The organism is Flexivirga aerilata, from assembly GCF_013002715.1.
Classification (GTDB): domain Bacteria; phylum Actinomycetota; class Actinomycetes; order Actinomycetales; family Dermatophilaceae; genus Flexivirga; species Flexivirga aerilata.
Genome location: NZ_JABENB010000002.1, coordinates 216,289 through 232,090 on the forward strand (window position 1 = coordinate 216,289; position 15,802 = coordinate 232,090).

General features: G+C 70.1%; 16 protein-coding genes. 10 read left to right on the top strand and 6 right to left on the bottom strand.

The features are described 5' to 3' along the window. The first annotated feature begins 23 nt into the window (after positions 1–23). The 3 genes from HJ588_RS12855 (at position 24) to HJ588_RS12865 (ending at position 1,766) form a co-directional block, all read left to right on the top strand. Positions 24–728, top strand: a complete 705-nt coding sequence (locus tag HJ588_RS12855; protein WP_212755916.1) for an MOSC domain-containing protein — start codon at positions 24–26, stop codon at positions 726–728. Positions 729–813: 85 nt separating this feature from the next. Beyond that, positions 814–1,503: an HNH endonuclease family protein gene (locus HJ588_RS12860; RefSeq protein ID WP_171156185.1), complete on the top strand. Its 690-nt coding sequence runs from the start codon at positions 814–816 to the stop codon at positions 1,501–1,503. After that, entirely contained in the window at positions 1,503–1,766 is a 264-nt protein-coding gene (locus HJ588_RS12865) for a hypothetical protein (protein ID WP_171156187.1), read from the top strand. The genes HJ588_RS12860 and HJ588_RS12865 overlap by 1 nt, the downstream gene beginning before the upstream one ends. A 36-nt stretch (positions 1,767–1,802) precedes the next feature. Here HJ588_RS12865 and HJ588_RS12870 read toward each other — a convergent pair whose 3' ends face one another. Further along, positions 1,803–2,411, bottom strand: coding sequence for a TMEM165/GDT1 family protein (locus HJ588_RS12870; protein ID WP_171156189.1), 609 nt, complete (start codon positions 2,409–2,411; stop codon positions 1,803–1,805). A gap of 297 nt (positions 2,412–2,708) precedes the next feature. Further along, on the bottom strand, positions 2,709–3,722 hold the full coding sequence (locus HJ588_RS12875) for an alcohol dehydrogenase catalytic domain-containing protein (RefSeq protein WP_171156191.1): 1,014 nt from the start codon (positions 3,720–3,722) through the stop codon (positions 2,709–2,711). A 193-nt stretch (positions 3,723–3,915) separates the two neighbouring features. On the opposite strand from HJ588_RS12875, the gene HJ588_RS12880 reads away from it, so the two are divergent. Next, the gene (locus HJ588_RS12880) at positions 3,916–4,932 is read left to right on the top strand and encodes an AraC family transcriptional regulator (RefSeq protein ID WP_171156193.1); all 1,017 of its coding nucleotides are present in this window, start codon (positions 3,916–3,918) and stop codon (positions 4,930–4,932) included. 275 nt (positions 4,933–5,207) lie between these two features. Here the strand turns inward: HJ588_RS12880 and HJ588_RS12885 are convergent, their stop codons facing one another. Continuing rightward, positions 5,208–5,447 (bottom strand): acyl-CoA carboxylase epsilon subunit, encoded by a 240-nt coding sequence (locus HJ588_RS12885; RefSeq protein ID WP_171156195.1) that lies wholly within the window; start codon positions 5,445–5,447, stop codon positions 5,208–5,210. Next, positions 5,444–7,084: an acyl-CoA carboxylase subunit beta gene (locus tag HJ588_RS12890; protein ID WP_171156197.1), complete on the bottom strand. Its 1,641-nt coding sequence runs from the start codon at positions 7,082–7,084 to the stop codon at positions 5,444–5,446. The genes HJ588_RS12885 and HJ588_RS12890 overlap by 4 nt, the downstream gene beginning before the upstream one ends. 109 nt (positions 7,085–7,193) lie before the next feature. Between HJ588_RS12890 and HJ588_RS19500 the strand changes: the two genes are divergently transcribed. Genes HJ588_RS19500 through HJ588_RS12905 form a run of 3 tightly spaced genes read left to right on the top strand, consistent with a single transcriptional unit; the run spans position 7,194 to position 10,706 of the window. Then, positions 7,194–8,999, top strand: a complete 1,806-nt coding sequence (locus HJ588_RS19500) for a biotin--[acetyl-CoA-carboxylase] ligase (protein ID WP_343036713.1) — start codon at positions 7,194–7,196, stop codon at positions 8,997–8,999. Beyond that, on the top strand, positions 8,996–9,676 hold the full coding sequence (locus HJ588_RS12900; protein WP_171156199.1) for a response regulator transcription factor: 681 nt from the start codon (positions 8,996–8,998) through the stop codon (positions 9,674–9,676). The genes HJ588_RS19500 and HJ588_RS12900 overlap by 4 nt, the downstream gene beginning before the upstream one ends. Positions 9,677–9,680: 4 nt before the next feature. Beyond that, the gene (locus HJ588_RS12905) at positions 9,681–10,706 is read left to right on the top strand and encodes a sensor histidine kinase (protein WP_246242431.1); all 1,026 of its coding nucleotides are present in this window, start codon (positions 9,681–9,683) and stop codon (positions 10,704–10,706) included. On the opposite strand, the gene HJ588_RS12910 is transcribed toward HJ588_RS12905, so the two are convergent. Further along, complete coding sequence (locus tag HJ588_RS12910; RefSeq protein ID WP_343036714.1) at positions 10,694–11,212, bottom strand: GtrA family protein; 519 nt, start codon at positions 11,210–11,212, stop codon at positions 10,694–10,696. The genes HJ588_RS12905 and HJ588_RS12910 overlap by 13 nt on opposite strands. A 73-nt stretch (positions 11,213–11,285) precedes the next feature. On the opposite strand from HJ588_RS12910, the gene HJ588_RS12915 reads away from it, so the two are divergent. Next, positions 11,286–12,461 (top strand): 5-(carboxyamino)imidazole ribonucleotide synthase, encoded by a 1,176-nt coding sequence (locus tag HJ588_RS12915; RefSeq protein ID WP_171156203.1) that lies wholly within the window; start codon positions 11,286–11,288, stop codon positions 12,459–12,461. Continuing rightward, a complete protein-coding gene (gene purE / locus HJ588_RS12920) occupies positions 12,458–12,958 on the top strand; it encodes a 5-(carboxyamino)imidazole ribonucleotide mutase (protein ID WP_171156205.1) in 501 nt (166 codons plus the stop codon). The genes HJ588_RS12915 and purE overlap by 4 nt, the downstream gene beginning before the upstream one ends. A gap of 268 nt (positions 12,959–13,226) precedes the next feature. Here purE and HJ588_RS12925 read toward each other — a convergent pair whose 3' ends face one another. Continuing rightward, positions 13,227–14,408 (bottom strand): nucleotide sugar dehydrogenase, encoded by a 1,182-nt coding sequence (locus tag HJ588_RS12925; RefSeq protein ID WP_171156208.1) that lies wholly within the window; start codon positions 14,406–14,408, stop codon positions 13,227–13,229. Between the two features lie 200 nt (positions 14,409–14,608). Here HJ588_RS12925 and HJ588_RS12930 point away from each other — a divergent pair, with 200 nt between their 5' ends. Next, the gene (locus HJ588_RS12930) at positions 14,609–15,775 is read left to right on the top strand and encodes an acyl-CoA dehydrogenase family protein (RefSeq protein WP_171156210.1); all 1,167 of its coding nucleotides are present in this window, start codon (positions 14,609–14,611) and stop codon (positions 15,773–15,775) included. Positions 15,776–15,802 lie beyond the last annotated feature (27 nt).

The window sequence follows — 15,802 nt, forward strand, 5'->3', positions numbered from 1 at the left end:
ATTCGGTCGGGGACAATGCTCGCATGCAGCACGGAGCCTCTGCGTCATACGGGATCGGGAGAGTGCTGTCGGTGAATATCGGCCGGCGGCAACCCAATTCGGCCAAGGACACCGCAACCGGCATCGACAAGCAGGCGGTGGACTCCGCGCAGCTGCGAGCGCCGGGGCCGAAGCACGGTGGCCTCGGCAGCGGCGTCGTCGGTGACTTCGTGGGCGACACCCGCCACCACGGCGGCGACGACCAGGCCGTGTATGCCGTGGCGCGCGAGGAACTCGACTGGTGGTCGGCGCAATTGGGCCGCGACCTGCGCAACGGCACCTTCGGGGAGAACCTCACGACGTCGGAGCTCGACGTCGACCACGCCCTGATCGGGGAGCGCTGGCAGGTCGGTGACGAGGTGGTGTTGCGGGTCGCCGGGCCACGCATCCCGTGCGGCACGTTCCGGATGCACATGGGGGAGCGGGGCTGGCTGAAAAAGTTTGTCGCGCATGGGCTTTCGGGTGCCTACCTGGCGGTGGAGGCACCGGGCACGGTGCGGCCGGGCGACGCGATCCGCGTGCTGTCGCGACCCGGCCACGACGTCGACGTGCCGACCACCTTCCGGGCGTTCTACGACGACATCGACGCGGTGCGTGCGGTCGTCGACGCGCGCGCTTTCGGCGACGGCGAGCACGAGGCGATGGTGAGCCGCCTGGCGAAGCTGGAGCGCCGAGCGGCGCGGGCCTGAACCGGCCGAAACCTCACCAAGTCTTGACCCGCCACTGACCCGGAGTTCACCTGCGGCGCTGGGCGCGTCGCTAGCGTCGTCATACATGAAACGTCGCACCCTCATTGCGTTTTCGTTGACAACTGTCCTGGCCGCGGCGACCGTCACGCCGGCGCAGGCATCCCAGATCGGCACGGTCTCCGGCACGACCGCCGCCAACCAGCTGAAGCTCGGCATGAGCGGCACCTCGACGCAGGCCACGTCGGACCTGACGACGCTCACCGTCAAGGCGCAGGACCCGATGACCGGCTACTCGCGCGACCTCTTCCCGCACTGGCGGGACGCCTCCACGTGGGGCTGGCCGGTCGCGCCCAACGACGCCTGCAACGCCCGCAACGCGGCGCTCTACCGGGACGGGCAGAACGTGCAGATGTCGTCCACCTGCACCAACCTGACCGGCACGTGGGTCGACCCCTACGGCGCGGGCAAGTACAACGCCGCGTCCGACATCGACATCGACCACATGGTGCCGCTCGGCAACGCGTGGGCGACCGGTGCGGACAGCTGGACAACCACCAAGCGCACGCAATATGCCAACGACCCGCTGGTGCTGGTGTCGGCCAAGGACACCCTCAACCAGAGCAAGGGCGACAAGGACCCGTCGGTCTGGAAGCCGCCGAACACTTCGGCATACTGCCTCTACGCGACCCGGTGGGTGCTGGTGAAGAAGAAGTACAACCTGTGGGTGACGAGCGCCGAGAAGTCCGCGCTCAACATGATGCTGGGTGGTTGCTGATGGCGCAGGACAAGCGCGACTTCACCGCGCCTCCCGGCGGCGTGATGACCGACGAGGTCGGCGCGATCACCGGTGACCTGTCGACCTGGCTGGACCCGGAGGAGACCGGCGCCGTGCGGGTGTCGTATGCCGGGGCGCTCGACACCTACACGGTCACCGGTTCGCCGGTCGCCGACCTGACCATCGACCAGGTCGTGGAGCGACTGTCGAAGGATCCCGGGCCGGACGAGACCGGCAACCCGGGCAGCGCCGACCTGCGCTGACGGTCAGCTGTTCACGCAGCCGGGCCGGGGAGCCGCTCAGCCACGAATCGCGTTGACGGCGCTGAGGATTCCGAGCACGACCATCACGACGGCCGCCGCGCGGGTGATCCACTTGATCGGCAGGAATTTCAGCAGCGTCCGGCCGCCGAGCAGCGCGATCAGGCTGACCGCCCACAGGCCGAGCACGGCGCCGATGCCCACCGACAGCGGGTCGTGATACTTGGCCGCCAGGTTGGCCGTCATGATCTGGGTCAGGTCGCCCCACTCGGCCACGAAGATCACGCCGAAGCCCACCGAGGCGACCTTCCAGAAGCCGGCGCCGTCGGCGACCGACGTCGCGGCCTCCTCGGCGTCGTCTTCTTCGCCCTCGTCGTCCTCCTGACCTTCCCGCCAGATGAGGAACGCGCCGAGCAGGAAGAGCACCGCGATCACCGCCTCCAGCAGTTGCGCGGGCAGCAGGTGCAGCAACTGGCCGGCCGCGAGGGCGACCAGGACGTGCACCACGAACGCGGCCCCGGTGCCGGCGAAGACCCAGATCCAGGGGAAGCGGGTGCCGAGCACCAGGCTGGCGATCGCGGTCTTGTCGGGCAGCTCCGCGACGAAGACGAGCGCGAAGACGGTGAGGATGATGCCGATGTCGAGCACGGGAATCCTTGCGGTCGAGCCGGCCGCCGCGCTCGCTGGCAAACAAAAAAGAACGAGCGCGTCGAACCGGCAGCGGAAAACACTGATGGTTCGAACGTCTCGTCCGGTCACCTGCTGTCGCTGGTGACCCCGGACACCGGGCGGCGGACCGCCAGTATGTCGACATCCGGTCGAGGGACTACTCCCGTTCGGGGAGGGAGCTTAGCGGGCCGGCGCGCTCGCACGCAAAAGTCCGTCACCCCGCCGGGTGTGGTGGGGGTGACGGACTTTCGCGGGGTCAGTGGGTCAGTGGGTCAGTCAGTAGGTCACGACCGCCCGGAAGCGGACATCGCCGGCGGTCACCTTGTCGACCGCCTCGGTGATCCGCTCCTTCGGGAAGACCTCGATCATCGGCTTCACCGCGCCCGACGCGGCGATGTCGAGCGCCTCGGTGAGGTAGTTGAGGCCGTTGTGGGTCGCGCCGATCACCTTCTGCCGCTGGGCGAAGAACGGCTGCGGCTCGGTGGGGATGGTGAAGTCGGCGAACGGGTCCAGCCCGACGAGCACCGCGCGCCCGTCGTGTCGCAGACCCTTGAACGCGTCGCGGCCTGCGTCATACGAGTTGGAGCAGAGGAGGAGCACGTCGGCGCCGCCGGCGGCCTGGAGCTCGGCACCGTTCGCGACGACGAGGTCGGCCCCGAGCTCCCGCGCCAGGTCGTGCTTGTCGGGGGAGTGGGTGACGGCGATCGTCTCGTGCCCGGCCGCCTTCGCGTACTGCACGGCGAGGTGCCCGAGGCCGCCGATGCCGACCACCGCGATCTTCTCGTGCGGCTGCGGCTCGGCGGCGCGCAGGCCGCTCCAGACGGTGTAACCGGCGCAGAAGATCGGCGCGGCCTCCTCATAGGACAGGCCGTCCGGGATCAGGACGGTGCCGGTCGCGGTCGCGGCGAGGTATTCGGCGTGGCCACCCTGGGTGGTGAAGCCGGTGAGGCGCGCATTGGGACAGTTGACTGCCGCCTGGCCGGACAGCGGGAGGTTTTCGCGGCAGTAGTCGCAGCGGCCGCAGGTCGACTGGACCCAGGTGGTGCCCACCCGGTCGCCGACCTTGCGGCTGATGACGCCTTCGCCGACCTCGACGACCTCCCCGACCACCTCGTGGCCGGGGGTGTTGGGGAAGAGGTCGCCGGCGGCGCCGCGGGTGGTCCAGATGTCGGTGAAGCAGATGCCGGTGGCGTGCACCTTGATCAGCACTTGCCCCGGCTCGGCCTTCGGGGTCGGGATGTCGCGCAGTTCCCAGGTGCCGTTGAGCTCCGGGATGACGGCTGCCTTCATGATCGGTTCCTCTCGTCGCGTTGCACCGAATGTGTTGGTGAGCAAGAAATTACGTCGTACGCCGGGCAAAGCCACTGGCATCGAACGCCAGGTTGCTTGCAGTTCGCGCCACTTCAGTGGTGGCGCGGATTGCGAGTGGCGCGGCGGCCGATGTAGGTCCATGGCGGCGCGCGGCTGAGTAGGGTCTCGCCGCATGGCGGGTGACAACTTCGACCTCGACCCGAGCTTCACGGTGCTGCTGCGTGATCTCGGCATACGTCCTGCGCAGGTGCTGCGGCGGGCAGGACTGCCCGGGGACACCTTCGCTCGGCAGCCGGCCGAGCTGAGCGTCGCCGACTACTACCGCTTCTGGGCGGCGATCGAGGCCGAGGGCGGGTCCGGTGGCTCGGGTGACGGGGTCGGCGGCGGGGCCGACGACCTCGCGGTCGCCATCGGCGAGGCGATCTCGGTGGAGCACTTCTCGCCGCCGATCTTCGCCGCGATGTGCAGTCCGGATCTGCGCAGTGCGGCCGGTCGCCTCGCCCGCTACAAGCCGCTGATCGGGCCCGTGCGGCTCGAGGTCGACGCAGGCAGCGAGCTGACTATCGGCTACCGCTGGCCCGCGGGGCAGACTCCGCCCGCGCTTCTCGCCAGTGCCGAACTCGTCTTCTGGGTCGCCCTCGCCCGGATTGCGACCCGCGAGCAGGTGCGTGCCGCACGGGTCACCATGCCTGAGCCGCCCGCAAACCCCGCGGCCCTGGAGCGCTACCTCGGCTGCCGGGTGCGCGCCGGCAGCACCTACTCGGTGGCCTTCGCAGCGGCCGACGCGGTGCGCCCGTTCCTCACCGAGAACGACGCCATGTGGCGGATCTTCCGCCCCGACCTGCGTCGCCGGCTCGCCGACCTGCAGGCGAACGCAACCACCGCCGAACGGGTGCGCGCCGCGCTGGTCGAGACGTTGCCGGCCGGTGACGCCTCGATCGACGCCGTCACCGGACAACTCGCGGTCAGCTCACGCACCCTGCAGCGCGCGCTGCACCAGGAGGGCACGTCGTTCAAGGCCGTGCTCGCCAGCACCCGGGAGAACCTCGCGCGGCATTACCTGACGCGTGACGACCTGCGCACCGCCGAGATCGCCTTCCTGCTCGGCTACAACGACACCACCTCGTTCTACCGCGCCTTCAAGACCTGGACCGGCGTCACACCGGACACTGCGCGCCAGGGCCGGTAGCGGCGGGGGCGTGCAGAAGTCGCGACGGTTGCGGGGTGTGCGCGCGATTCGGGGCGGGGGCGTGCAGAAGTCGCGACGGTTGCGGGGTGTGTGCGCGGATCGGGGCGGGGGCGTGCAGAAGTCGCGACGGTTGCGGGGTGCGCACGCGGATCGGGGCGGGGGCGTGCAGAAGTCGCGACGGTCGCGGGGTGCGCACGCGGATCGGGGCGGGGGCGTGCAGAAGTCGCGACGGTTGCGGGGTGTGCACGCGTGGCGCGTATGGCGTGACGCGTCGGTCAGCGCGGCAGCGCCGGAGACCGCCAGCCGGTGCGCGCGCGGCCGGTCCAGGCCGATCCGCGGGATGGCTCCGGTGCCTCGTCGCCGCCACCGACCGCGGAGAGCACGGCGACGACGGCCGCGATCTCCGCGGCCGTCGCGTTGCCCGAAAGCACCTGCAGCTGAGGCGTTTTCGCCGCTTCGGCTGCCGCCTCGGATGTCGTGTCGGGAGCCGACTCGGGCGTCTGCTGGTCGCTCACAGCGGGATGTTCCCGTGCTTCTTGGGCGGCAGCTTCTCCCGCTTGGTGCGCAGCGCCCGCAGCCCGCGGATCACCTGCACGCGGGTCTCGGACGGGGGGATGACCGCGTCGACATACCCACGCTCGGCCGCGATGTAGGGGTTGGCGAGGGTGTCCTCGTATTCGGCGATCAGCTCCTGCCGCTTGGCCTCGACCGCCGCCGGGTCACCGCCGGAGGACTCCTCGACCTCGGCGATCTGCTTGCGGTAGAGGATGTTCGCCGCGCCCTGCGCACCCATGACCGCGATCTGTGCGGTCGGCCAGGCCAGGTTGAGGTCGGCGCCGAGGTGCTTGGAGCCCATCACGTCGTAGGCGCCGCCATAGGCCTTGCGGGTGATCACGGTGATCAGCGGCACGGTCGCCTCGGCGTAGGCGTATAGCAGCTTCGCGCCGCGGCGGATGATGCCGCCCCACTCCTGGTCGGTGCCGGGCAGGAAGCCGGGCACGTCGACGAAGGTCAGGATCGGCACGTTGAAGGCGTCGCAGGTGCGCACGAAACGCGCCGCCTTCTCCGAGGCGTCGATGTCGAGCGTGCCGGCGAACTGCATCGGCTGGTTGGCCACGATGCCGACCGACTGGCCATCGACGCGGGCGAAGCCGGTGACGATGTTGGGCGCGAAAAGCTCTTGGGTCTCGAGGAATTCGTCGTCGTCGGCGACAGTGCGGATGACCTGTTTGATGTCGTAGGGGACACCCGGTGAGTCCGGCACGAGCGTGTCCAGCTCAAGGTCCGCGGCGTCGATCTCCAACTCCTCGTCGGCGACCGGATCGAAGCGCTCAGGCTCGTCGAGGTTGTTGGACGGCAGGTAGGAGAGCAACTCCTTGACGTAGGAGATCGCGTCGGTCTCGTCCGAGCCCATGTAGTGCGCGACGCCCGAACGCGTGTTGTGGGTGCGCGCGCCGCCCAGCTCCTCGAAGCCGACCTCCTCGCCGGTCACCGTCTTGATGACGTCCGGGCCGGTGATGAACATGTGCGACGTGTGGTCGACCATCACCACGAAGTCGGTGATCGCCGGCGAGTAGACGGCGCCGCCGGCCGACGGCCCCATCACCAGCGAGATCTGGGGTATGACGCCAGATGCGTGCACGTTGCGGCGGAAGATCTCGGCATACAGCCCGAGCGCGACCACGCCCTCCTGGATGCGCGCGCCGCCGGAGTCGTTGATCCCGATCACCGGGGCGCCGATCTTCATCGCCAGGTCCATGACCTTGACGATCTTCTCGCCGAACACCTCGCCGAGGGAGCCGCCGAAGACGGTGAAGTCCTGGCTGAACACGCAGACCGTGCGGCCGTCGACCGTGCCGTAGCCGGTCACCACACCGTCGCCGTAGGGGCGGTTGCGGTCCTGGTCGAAGTTGGTCGACCGGTGCCGGGCCAGCGCGTCGAGCTCGACGAACGAACCCTCGTCGAGCAGGAGCTCGATGCGCTCGCGCGCGGTCTGCTTGCCCCGGGCGTGTTGCTTCTCCACGGCCCGCGCCGAACCGGCGTGCACGGCCTCGTCCACCCGGTGCCGCAGGTCGGCCAGGCGGCCGGAGGTGCTGCGCATGTCAGGTGTCTCAGGGGAGTTCGCGGCGTTCGGTGCCGCTGCGTCGCTCATGACGACTCACAGTAGTGCGGGCTCCGCGAGCACAGTGAGGGCGGTCACGTACTGATCGGTTCGGTGCTGTGACCGGAGTCTCCGGGTGCGCGGACTAATCTTCTATGGCGTGAGCCACTTCCTCGACCGCGCCGAGATGAACGACCGGCTGGCGGACACCCCGTGGGAAGATCTCGACGTGACCCCGCAGATCGGCTCCACCAACGCCGAGCTGCTCGCCGACCCGCACCCGTGGCGGGCGCTGGTCACCGACAACCAGACCGCCGGCCGGGGCCGGCTCGATCGCGCCTGGGTCGCCGAGCCCGGTCAGTCGATCGCGCTGTCCGCGACCCTGCCGCTGCCGGACGACGCGACCCGCTGGGGGTGGGTGCCGCTGCTCGTCGGGGTCGCCGTGCGCCGTGCGCTGCGTGAGGTCGCGCCGCTCGACGTGGGCCTGAAGTGGCCCAACGACGTGCTGGCGCGGCCCGACGCCGACACCGACTGGGGCAAGATCGCCGGCATCCTGTGCAATGCGACCGGCGGCGCCGCGCCGACCGTCGTCGTCGGCATCGGCATCAACGTGCACCAGGAGCCGGGCGACCTGCCGGTCGACACCGCGACCTCGGTGCGCATCTGCGGGGCCGACGTGCGCTGCGAGGACCTGGTGGTCGCACTGCTGCGACAACTCGCCGACATACAACGGCAGTGGGACCTGCCGACGCTGGACGACGCCTACCGGGCCGCCTGCCTGACGATCGGCCAGGAGGTGCGCATCGAGCTGGCCGGGGACGAGGTCGCCTCCGGCCGGGCGATCGACGTCGACGTCATGGGCCGGCTGGTCATCGAGACCGCGGACGGCCCGGTGCCCCATGCCGCGGGCGACGTCGTGCACGTGCGCCCGAGCGGGCCGGCCACCCGCCCGCTCGCCGGGCCGCACGACCGCGCCGCCTTCGTCGACGGGCTGGAGGAGCGGCTGGTCGGCGAGCCCCGCACCCTGCGCCGCGCGGAGGTCGCCGACGCCGCGGGCGTCACCACCGACGACACGCGGAAGCTCTGGCGCGCTCTCGGCTTCGCCAACGCCCGCGACGACGACGTGGTGTTCACCGCGAGCGACGTGGAGGCGCTGCGCTCGGTGGTGGCGACCATCCGCGACGGCGAACTCGACGAGACCACCGCGCTCGGGCTGGCCCGCGCGGTCGGCCGGTCCACCGACCGGCTGGCGATGTGGTCGCTGCAGCTGATCACCGACATGGTCAGCGGCGGCCAGGGCCTCGGCGTCGACAGTCACATCGCGCAACTGGCCGCCGAGCGTGCCGTCGAGCTGTCCGACCAGATGGGCCCCCTCATCGACTACGTATGGCGGCGCAACCTCGCCGTCGCGATCTCGCGCATGATCGCCGACTCCGAGCCGGAGTCGCACGTCGGCGTCATCCGGACGATCGGATTCGCCGACCTGGTCAACTTCACCCAGCTCGTCCGTCAGCTCAGTGAGCGCGAACTCGCAACGCTGGTGCTGCGATTCGAGTCGCTCGCCTCCGACGTGGTGAGCGCGCACGGTGGCGCCATCGTCAAGACGGTCGGCGACGAGGTGCTCTTCTCGCACACCACCGTCGAGGGCGCGATCGCGATCGCGTTCGACCTGCTCGACCAGGCCGCGGCCGACGACCTCATCCCGAGGATGCGCGTCGGTGTCGCGACCGGCCGTGTGCTGGCCCGTCTCGGCGACGTCTACGGCAACACCGTCAACCGGGCGAGCCGGCTGACCGCGGCCGCGGATCCCGGCACGGTGCTGGCGGATTCGGACGTCGCGGCCGCGCTCGCCGACAACGACGACGTGCGCACGATCGCCCGGGAAGCCATCCAGTTGCCCGGCATCGGACAGATCACGCCATGGGTGCTGTCCCGGCGTGGGGGAGAACTACTATCGCCACCATGACGAGCGTGCTGCTGGCCGAGGACGATCCGGCGATCTCCGAGCCCCTCGCCCGTGCCTTACGCCGCGAGGGCTACCAGGTCGACGTCCGCGAGGACGGCGTCGCCGCGCTGGACGGGGCGCAGAGCGGCCCTGACCTGGTCATCCTCGACCTCGGACTGCCGGCCCTCGATGGCCTCGAGGTGTGCCGTCGGCTGCGGTCCTCCGGCAGCTCGGTCCCGGTGCTGATCCTCACCGCCCGCGCCGACGAGGTCGACACCGTGGTCGGTCTCGACGCCGGCGCCGACGACTACGTCACGAAGCCGTTCCGTCTTGCCGAGCTGCTCGCCCGGGCGCGGGCGCTGCTGCGCCGTACCCCGCCCGACGAGGTGGTCACCACCCCGCTAGTGCGGCTCGACGCCGAAGCACGCCGCGCGTTCCTCGGCGACAACGAAATCCAGCTCACCGCAAAGGAATTCGAGCTGCTGCGAGTGCTGGTGCGCGAGCAGGGCAAGGTGGTCTCGCGCGAGCAGCTGATGCACGAGATCTGGGACACCGCCTGGCTCGGCTCGACCAAGACCCTGGACATGCACGTGTCGGTGCTGCGCCGCAAGCTCGGCGACGACGCCACCCGGCCGCGCTTCATCACCACGGTCCGCGGGGTCGGCTTCCGCTTCGAGTCCGCCGGCGGGGCGGACTGATCCGTTGCGCGGCCGACTGGTCCGGACCGGCTGGCGGATCGCGCTGCCGGCGATGCTGCTGGTGGTGGTGCCCGCGCTACTGCTCGTCCCGGGCTGGTGGCAGCGGGCGGTGATCGTCGCCTGCGCGGTCGCCGCAGGTGTGCTCGTATGGCGGGTCAGTCTCGCCGAGGCAGCGGCGACCGCCGCCCCGGTCGAGGAGCTCACCCGCCGCGCCGAGCGGGTCGAGGACGGCCCGGTCATCTTCGAGCCGCTGCGCAGCGGCATCGACGAGATCGACCGCATCTCACAGGTTTTCGAGGGGCGCGCCGCCGAGCTGACCCGCACGCTCGCTGCCGAACGCGAGTTTGCCTCCGACGCCAGTCACCAACTGCGCACCCCGCTGACCGCGCTGCTGATCCGGCTCGACGAGATCTCGATGAGCGAGGAGATCGCCGAGGTGCACGGCGAGGCGATGGTCGCCATCGACCAGGTCGAGCGGCTCACCGGCGTGGTCGACAAGCTGCTGCAACGCGCACGGGAGACCCCGGGCGGCGGGCCGCTGCCGACCATCTCGCTGGACTCGGTGATCGCCGAGCTGCAACGCGAGTGGCAGCCGTCCTTCGCCTCGGCCCGGCGCAGCGTGAAGGTGAGCGGCGAGCGCGGCCTGCAGGTGATCTCCACCCGCAGCGGGCTGTTGCAGATCCTCGCCACGCTCCTGGAGAACACCCTGCACCACGGGGACGGCACGGTCGAGGTGATGGCTCGCCGCAACGGGCCGTCGGTGGTGGTCGAGGTCAGCGACGCCGGCAAGGGTGTCGACCCGTCGCTCGCGCCGCACATCTTCAAGCGGCGGGTGAGCACGGGCGGCACCGGCCTCGGGCTGGCGCTGGCCCGCGACCTGGCGCAGGCCAACGGCGGGCGGCTGGAGCTGCGCAGCTCGCAGCCCGCGGTGTTCGCGCTCTTCCTCTCCGAGGGGACGCCGGTGCGCTCGACCCTGCCCGACCGGCCCGCGACGAGCGCGGAGCTGGGGGCGCCGGGTCAGGCGGAGTGACGCTGGCGCTGGCCGGGCTCGGCGGTGTCCTGCAGCGGCTCGGTGAGTGCCTCGGTGGCGGGCTCGGAGTCGATCGGCTCGTTGGCGAAGACATATTTCTTGTAGGCCCAGAAGCGGAAGATCGTGCCGAGGCCGATGCCGATGAACGCGTTGACGTTGAGCCAGAGCGTGCCGCGCATGTCGAGCGTGTAGTGCGCGAAGGCCACCCACAGCGCCGAGATGCCGAGGGCGATGCCGTTGACCACGAAGAAGAGCACGACCTCGTGGTGCACCGGACGGTTGCGGCGGTGCCGGAAGGTCCAGTAGCGGTTGCCGATCCAGGCCAGCACCGTGGCGACCCCACCGCTGATGATCTTGGCGGTGGTCACCTTGTCGTTCATCGGGCCGTCAACGAGCAGGTTGAACAGGCCGATGTCGACGAAGGTGTTGAGGACGCCGATCACGCCGAACTTGGCCGCTTCACGCCATACCGAGCGGACCAGCGTCTGGATACGTTGCACTAGCACACGCTCCAGCCTACGGGCAGCCACTGGATGGTTGCTGTCAAGAACGAGCGCACCGGCGGATTAAGGTGTGCGGGTGACAGCACCGAAGCGCGCCCCCGGAGGGTTCCCGGTCGTCGGCATCATCGGGGGCGGTCAGCTCGCCCGCATGTGTCAGCCCGCGGCGGAGAACCTCTCGATCACCCTCAGTGTCCTCGCCGAATCCCCAGACGCCGCAGCGGCATTGGTCATTCCGTCCGCGCCCGTCGGGTCACACCTCGACGTCGACGAGGTGCTCGCCTTTGCCCGCGACTGCGACGTGGTCACCTTCGACCACGAGCACGTGCCGGCCCCGGTGTTGCACGCGCTGGTCGAGGCCGGGGTGCCGGTCCACCCGAAGCCCGAGGCGCTGGTCTACGCACAGGACAAGCTCGCCATGCGAGAGCGGCTGACCGAGCTCGGCATCCCCTGCCCGGCGTGGGCGCAGGTGCACGACACCGTCGAGCTGGCCGCGTTCGGCGACCTGCACGGCTGGCCGGTCGTGCTCAAGACCCCACGCGGCGGGTATGACGGCAAGGGCGTCCGCGTGGTCGACTCCGCGACCGAGGCGCAGGACTGGTTCGACCGCGGCGAGCCGCTGCTCGCCGAGGCGAAGGTGCCGTTCACCCGCGAGCTCGCGGTGCTCGCCGCCCGCAGCCCGTCGGGGCAGGCGGCGGTGTGGCCGGTCGTGCAGACGGTGCAGACCGACGGCATCTGCACCGAGGTGCTCGCACCGGCGCCCGGCCTCGACCCCGACCTGCAGGCACAGATCGCGCAGGCGGCGCTGCGCCTGGCCGGGGAGCTCGACATCACCGGGGTGTTCGCGGTCGAGGTCTTCGAGGTGCCCGGCGTAGCCGGCGGGCCCCCGTCATACGTGGTGAACGAGCTGGCGATGCGTCCGCACAACAGCGGGCACTGGACGATGGACGGGTCGGTGACCTCGCAGTTCGAGCAGCATCTGCGGGCGGTGCTGGACCTGCCGCTCGGCGAGGTGGCGCCGCGCGCGCCCTGGACGGTGATGGGCAACGTGCTCGGCGGCGCGGACGAGGAGCTCTACTCCACCTACCGGCACCTGCTCGCCCGCGACCCCGGGCTGAAGGTGCACCTCTACGGCAAGGCGGTCCGGCCGGGCCGCAAGATCGGGCACGTCAACGTCTACGGCGACGATCTTGACCAGTTGCGGGCCCGGGCGCAGCACGCCGCCGACTATCTGGAAGGCACGGTCCGGCAATGACCGCAGTGGGCATCGTGATGGGCAGCGACTCCGACTGGCCGGTGATGAGCGCGGCCGCCGAGGCGCTGGACGAGTTCGAGGTGTCCTACGAGGCCGACGTCGTGTCGGCGCACCGGATGCCCGCCGAGATGATCGCGTATGGCGAGCAGGCCGCGGGCCGCGGGCTGCGGGTGATCATCGCCGGCGCCGGGGGAGCGGCGCACCTGCCCGGCATGCTCGCGTCGGTGACCACGCTGCCGGTGATCGGGGTGCCGGTGCCACTGAAGTATCTCGACGGGATGGACTCGCTGCTGTCGATCGTCCAGATGCCCGCCGGCGTGCCGGTCGCGACCGTCTCGATCGGCGGTGCCCGCAACGCCGGGCTGCTCGCCGTCCGGATGCTCGCTGCCGCCGGTGACGCGGAAGGCGAACGCCTCACCGCCGCGATGCGCGACTTCCAGACCGCGCTGCGCGATCAGGCGCACGCCAAGGGGGCGAAGCTGCGCGAGCAGCTCTAGCTCGCGCCGGGGCGTGCAGAAGTCGCGACGGTCGCGGGGTACGCACGCGAAAGTGGCCTGGGGGCGTGCAGAAGTCGCGACGGTTGCGCCGTGCGCACGCGAAGTGGCGCGGGGGCGTGTAGAAGTCGCGACGGTTGCGGCGTGTGCACGCGAAACGTGCTGGTCGCGTGCACAAGTCGCGACGGTCGCGCCGTACGCACGCGGCAACTCTCCCCAAGCGGCGACCAGGGCACTCCCGGCTCGCGGGACGACAGCTGTTCGCGAGACGTCAGCTGTCGGAGCCGAAAAGGTCTCGGGTGTATACCTTTTCGGCGACATCCGCCAGGTCGTCGGTGCGCCGGTTGGCGACGATCAGGTCGGCCCGCTGCTTCAGCTCGGCCAGGTCGTGGGTGACCTTCGACCCGAAGAACTCGGTCTCCTCCAGTTCGGGCTCGTAGACCAGCACCTCGACGCCCTTGGCCTTCAGGCGCTTCATGATGCCCTGCACGCTGCTGGCCCGGAAGTTGTCGGAGCCGGACTTCATGATCAGCCGGTGGATGCCGACCACCTTGGGCCGGCGGGAGAGGATGTCGGTCGCGACGTAGTCCTTGCGGGTGGTGTTGGCGCTCACGATCGCGCTGATCAGGGTCTGCGGCACGTCGGTGTAGTTGGCGAGCAGCTGCTTGGTGTCCTTGGGCAGGCAGTAGCCGCCGTAGCCGAACGACGGGTTGTTGTAGTGCCGCCCGATGCGCGGGTCGAGGCCGACGCCCTCGATGATCTGCTTGGTGTCGAGCCCGTGCCGGGAGGCGAAGGTGTCGAGCTCGTTGAAGTAGGCCACGCGCATCGCCAGGTAGGTGTTGGCGAACAGTTTGATGGCCTCGGCCTCGGTGGAGTCGGTGAGCAGCACCGGCACCTCGGTGTCCTCGGCGGCCTCGACCAGCAGGTCGGCGAAGCGCTGCGCGCGGTCGCTGACCTCGCCGACCACGATCCGCGACGGGTGCAGGTTGTCGAGCAGCGCCTTGCCCTCGCGCAGGAACTCCGGGGAGAAGACGACGTTGCCGGTGCCGAGCTTCTTGGACACCTCGGCGGTGTAGCCCACCGGCACCGTCGACTTGATCACCATCGTCGCGGTCGGGTTGAGCGCCGCGACGTCGGCGATCACGCTCTCGACCGTGGAGGTGTCGAAGTAGTTGGTCTGCGGGTCGTAGTCGGTCGGGGTCGCGATGATCACGAACTCCGCGCCGTCGTACGCCGACCGCTTGTCGAGGGTGAACGTCAGCGACAGGTCGGCGTGCGCGAGCTGGTCCTCGATCTCCGCGTCGCTGATCGGGCTGCGCTTCTGCTGCAGCATCGCGACCCGGTCGGCGTCGATGTCGAACGCCACGACGTCGGCCACCGACGCCAGCAGGACCGCCATCGAGAGGCCGACATACCCGGTGCCGACCACGGTGATCCTGCTGCGCGAAGACATGCGCCCAAAGGTACCCGGCACCGCGTGATTCCTCCGCAATGGGAACGCAACAGCATGTGAAGTTCGGCGGACCGCCACGTGGCCGGCACCCTGCCCGTGCGGTGGACGACCGCGGCGACCCCGTGCGATCGGGGCGTGAGATTATGCCGGGGATGGACCGGTGAGCCAGCCGTTTGAGAGATGAGTAGGAACTGCCAATCGTGAGTCAGACCGACGACCTCTACCCGCTGTTCAAGACCTCCGAGGACCACGACGCGCTCCGCGACGCCGTGCGTGCCGTCGCCGAGGACAAGATCGCCCCGCACGCCGCGGAGGTCGACGAGAAGAGCGAGTTCCCGCAGGCTGCGCTGGATGCCCTTGTCGCCTCCGACTTCCACGCGCCGCACATCGCCGAGGAGTATGACGGCGTCGGCGCCGACGCGCTCGCGACCTGCATCGTGATCGAGGAGGTCGCCCGGGCGTGCGCGTCGTCCTCGCTGATCCCGGCGGTCAACAAGCTCGGCTCGATGCCGGTGATCCTGGCCGCGAACGACGAGATCAAGAGCAAGTACCTCCCGCCGGTCGCCCGCGGCGAGGCGATGTTCTCCTACGGTCTGTCCGAGCGGGAGGCGGGCTCCGACACCGCGTCGATGCGGTGCAAGGCGATCGCGGACGGCGACGACTTCGTGCTGAACGGCCAGAAGTCGTGGATCACCAACGCCGGCGTCTCGCAGTTCTACACGGTGCTCGCGGTCACCGACCCCGCCGGCGAGCGCGGCCGCAACATCAGCGCGTTCGTGGTGGAGAAGTCCGACGAGGGCTTCGGCTTCGGTGAGCCCGAGCGCAAGCTCGGCATCAAGGGCTCGCCGACCCGGGAGCTGCACTTCGACAACTGCCGCATCCCCGGCGACCGGATGGTCGGCAACCCTGGCGAGGGCCTGAAGATCGCGCTGCGCACCCTCGACCACACCCGCGTCACGATCGGCGCCCAGGCGGTCGGCATCGCCCAGGGGGCGCTCGACTACGCGATCGGCTACGTCAAGGAGCGCAAGCAGTTCGGCAAGGCGATCGCGGAGTTCCAGGGGCTGCAGTTCATGCTCGCCGACATGGCGATGAAGCTGGAGACCGCGCGGCAGATGGTCTACGTCGCCGCGGCCAAGTCCGAGCGCGGCGACGCCGACCTGCCGTTCTTCGGTGCGGCCGCCAAGTGCTACGCCTCGGACGTCGCGATGGAGATCACCACCGACGCGGTGCAGCTGCTCGGCGGCGCCGGCTACGTCAAGGACCACCCGGTGGAGCGGATGATGCGCGACGCCAAGATCACCCAGATCTACGAGGGCACCAACCAGATCCAGCGCATGGTGATGGCGCGCCAGCTGCTGAAGTAGGGCCGGCTCGTACGACGCGCCCGGAGG

Coding starts and splice junctions, on each gene's coding strand:
- HJ588_RS12860 (WP_171156185.1), top strand. CDS start 814: ATGAAACGTCGCACCCTCATTGCGTTTTCGTTGACAACTGTCCTGGCC.
- HJ588_RS12865 (WP_171156187.1), top strand. CDS start 1,503: ATGGCGCAGGACAAGCGCGACTTCACCGCGCCTCCCGGCGGCGTGATG.
- HJ588_RS12925 (WP_171156208.1), bottom strand. CDS start 14,408: ATGTCTTCGCGCAGCAGGATCACCGTGGTCGGCACCGGGTATGTCGGC.
- HJ588_RS12890 (WP_171156197.1), bottom strand. CDS start 7,084: ATGAGCGACGCAGCGGCACCGAACGCCGCGAACTCCCCTGAGACACCT.
- HJ588_RS12880 (WP_171156193.1), top strand. CDS start 3,916: ATGGCGGGTGACAACTTCGACCTCGACCCGAGCTTCACGGTGCTGCTG.
- HJ588_RS12855 (WP_212755916.1), top strand. CDS start 24: ATGCAGCACGGAGCCTCTGCGTCATACGGGATCGGGAGAGTGCTGTCG.
- HJ588_RS12900 (WP_171156199.1), top strand. CDS start 8,996: ATGACGAGCGTGCTGCTGGCCGAGGACGATCCGGCGATCTCCGAGCCC.
- HJ588_RS12875 (WP_171156191.1), bottom strand. CDS start 3,722: ATGAAGGCAGCCGTCATCCCGGAGCTCAACGGCACCTGGGAACTGCGC.
- purE (WP_171156205.1), top strand. CDS start 12,458: ATGACCGCAGTGGGCATCGTGATGGGCAGCGACTCCGACTGGCCGGTG.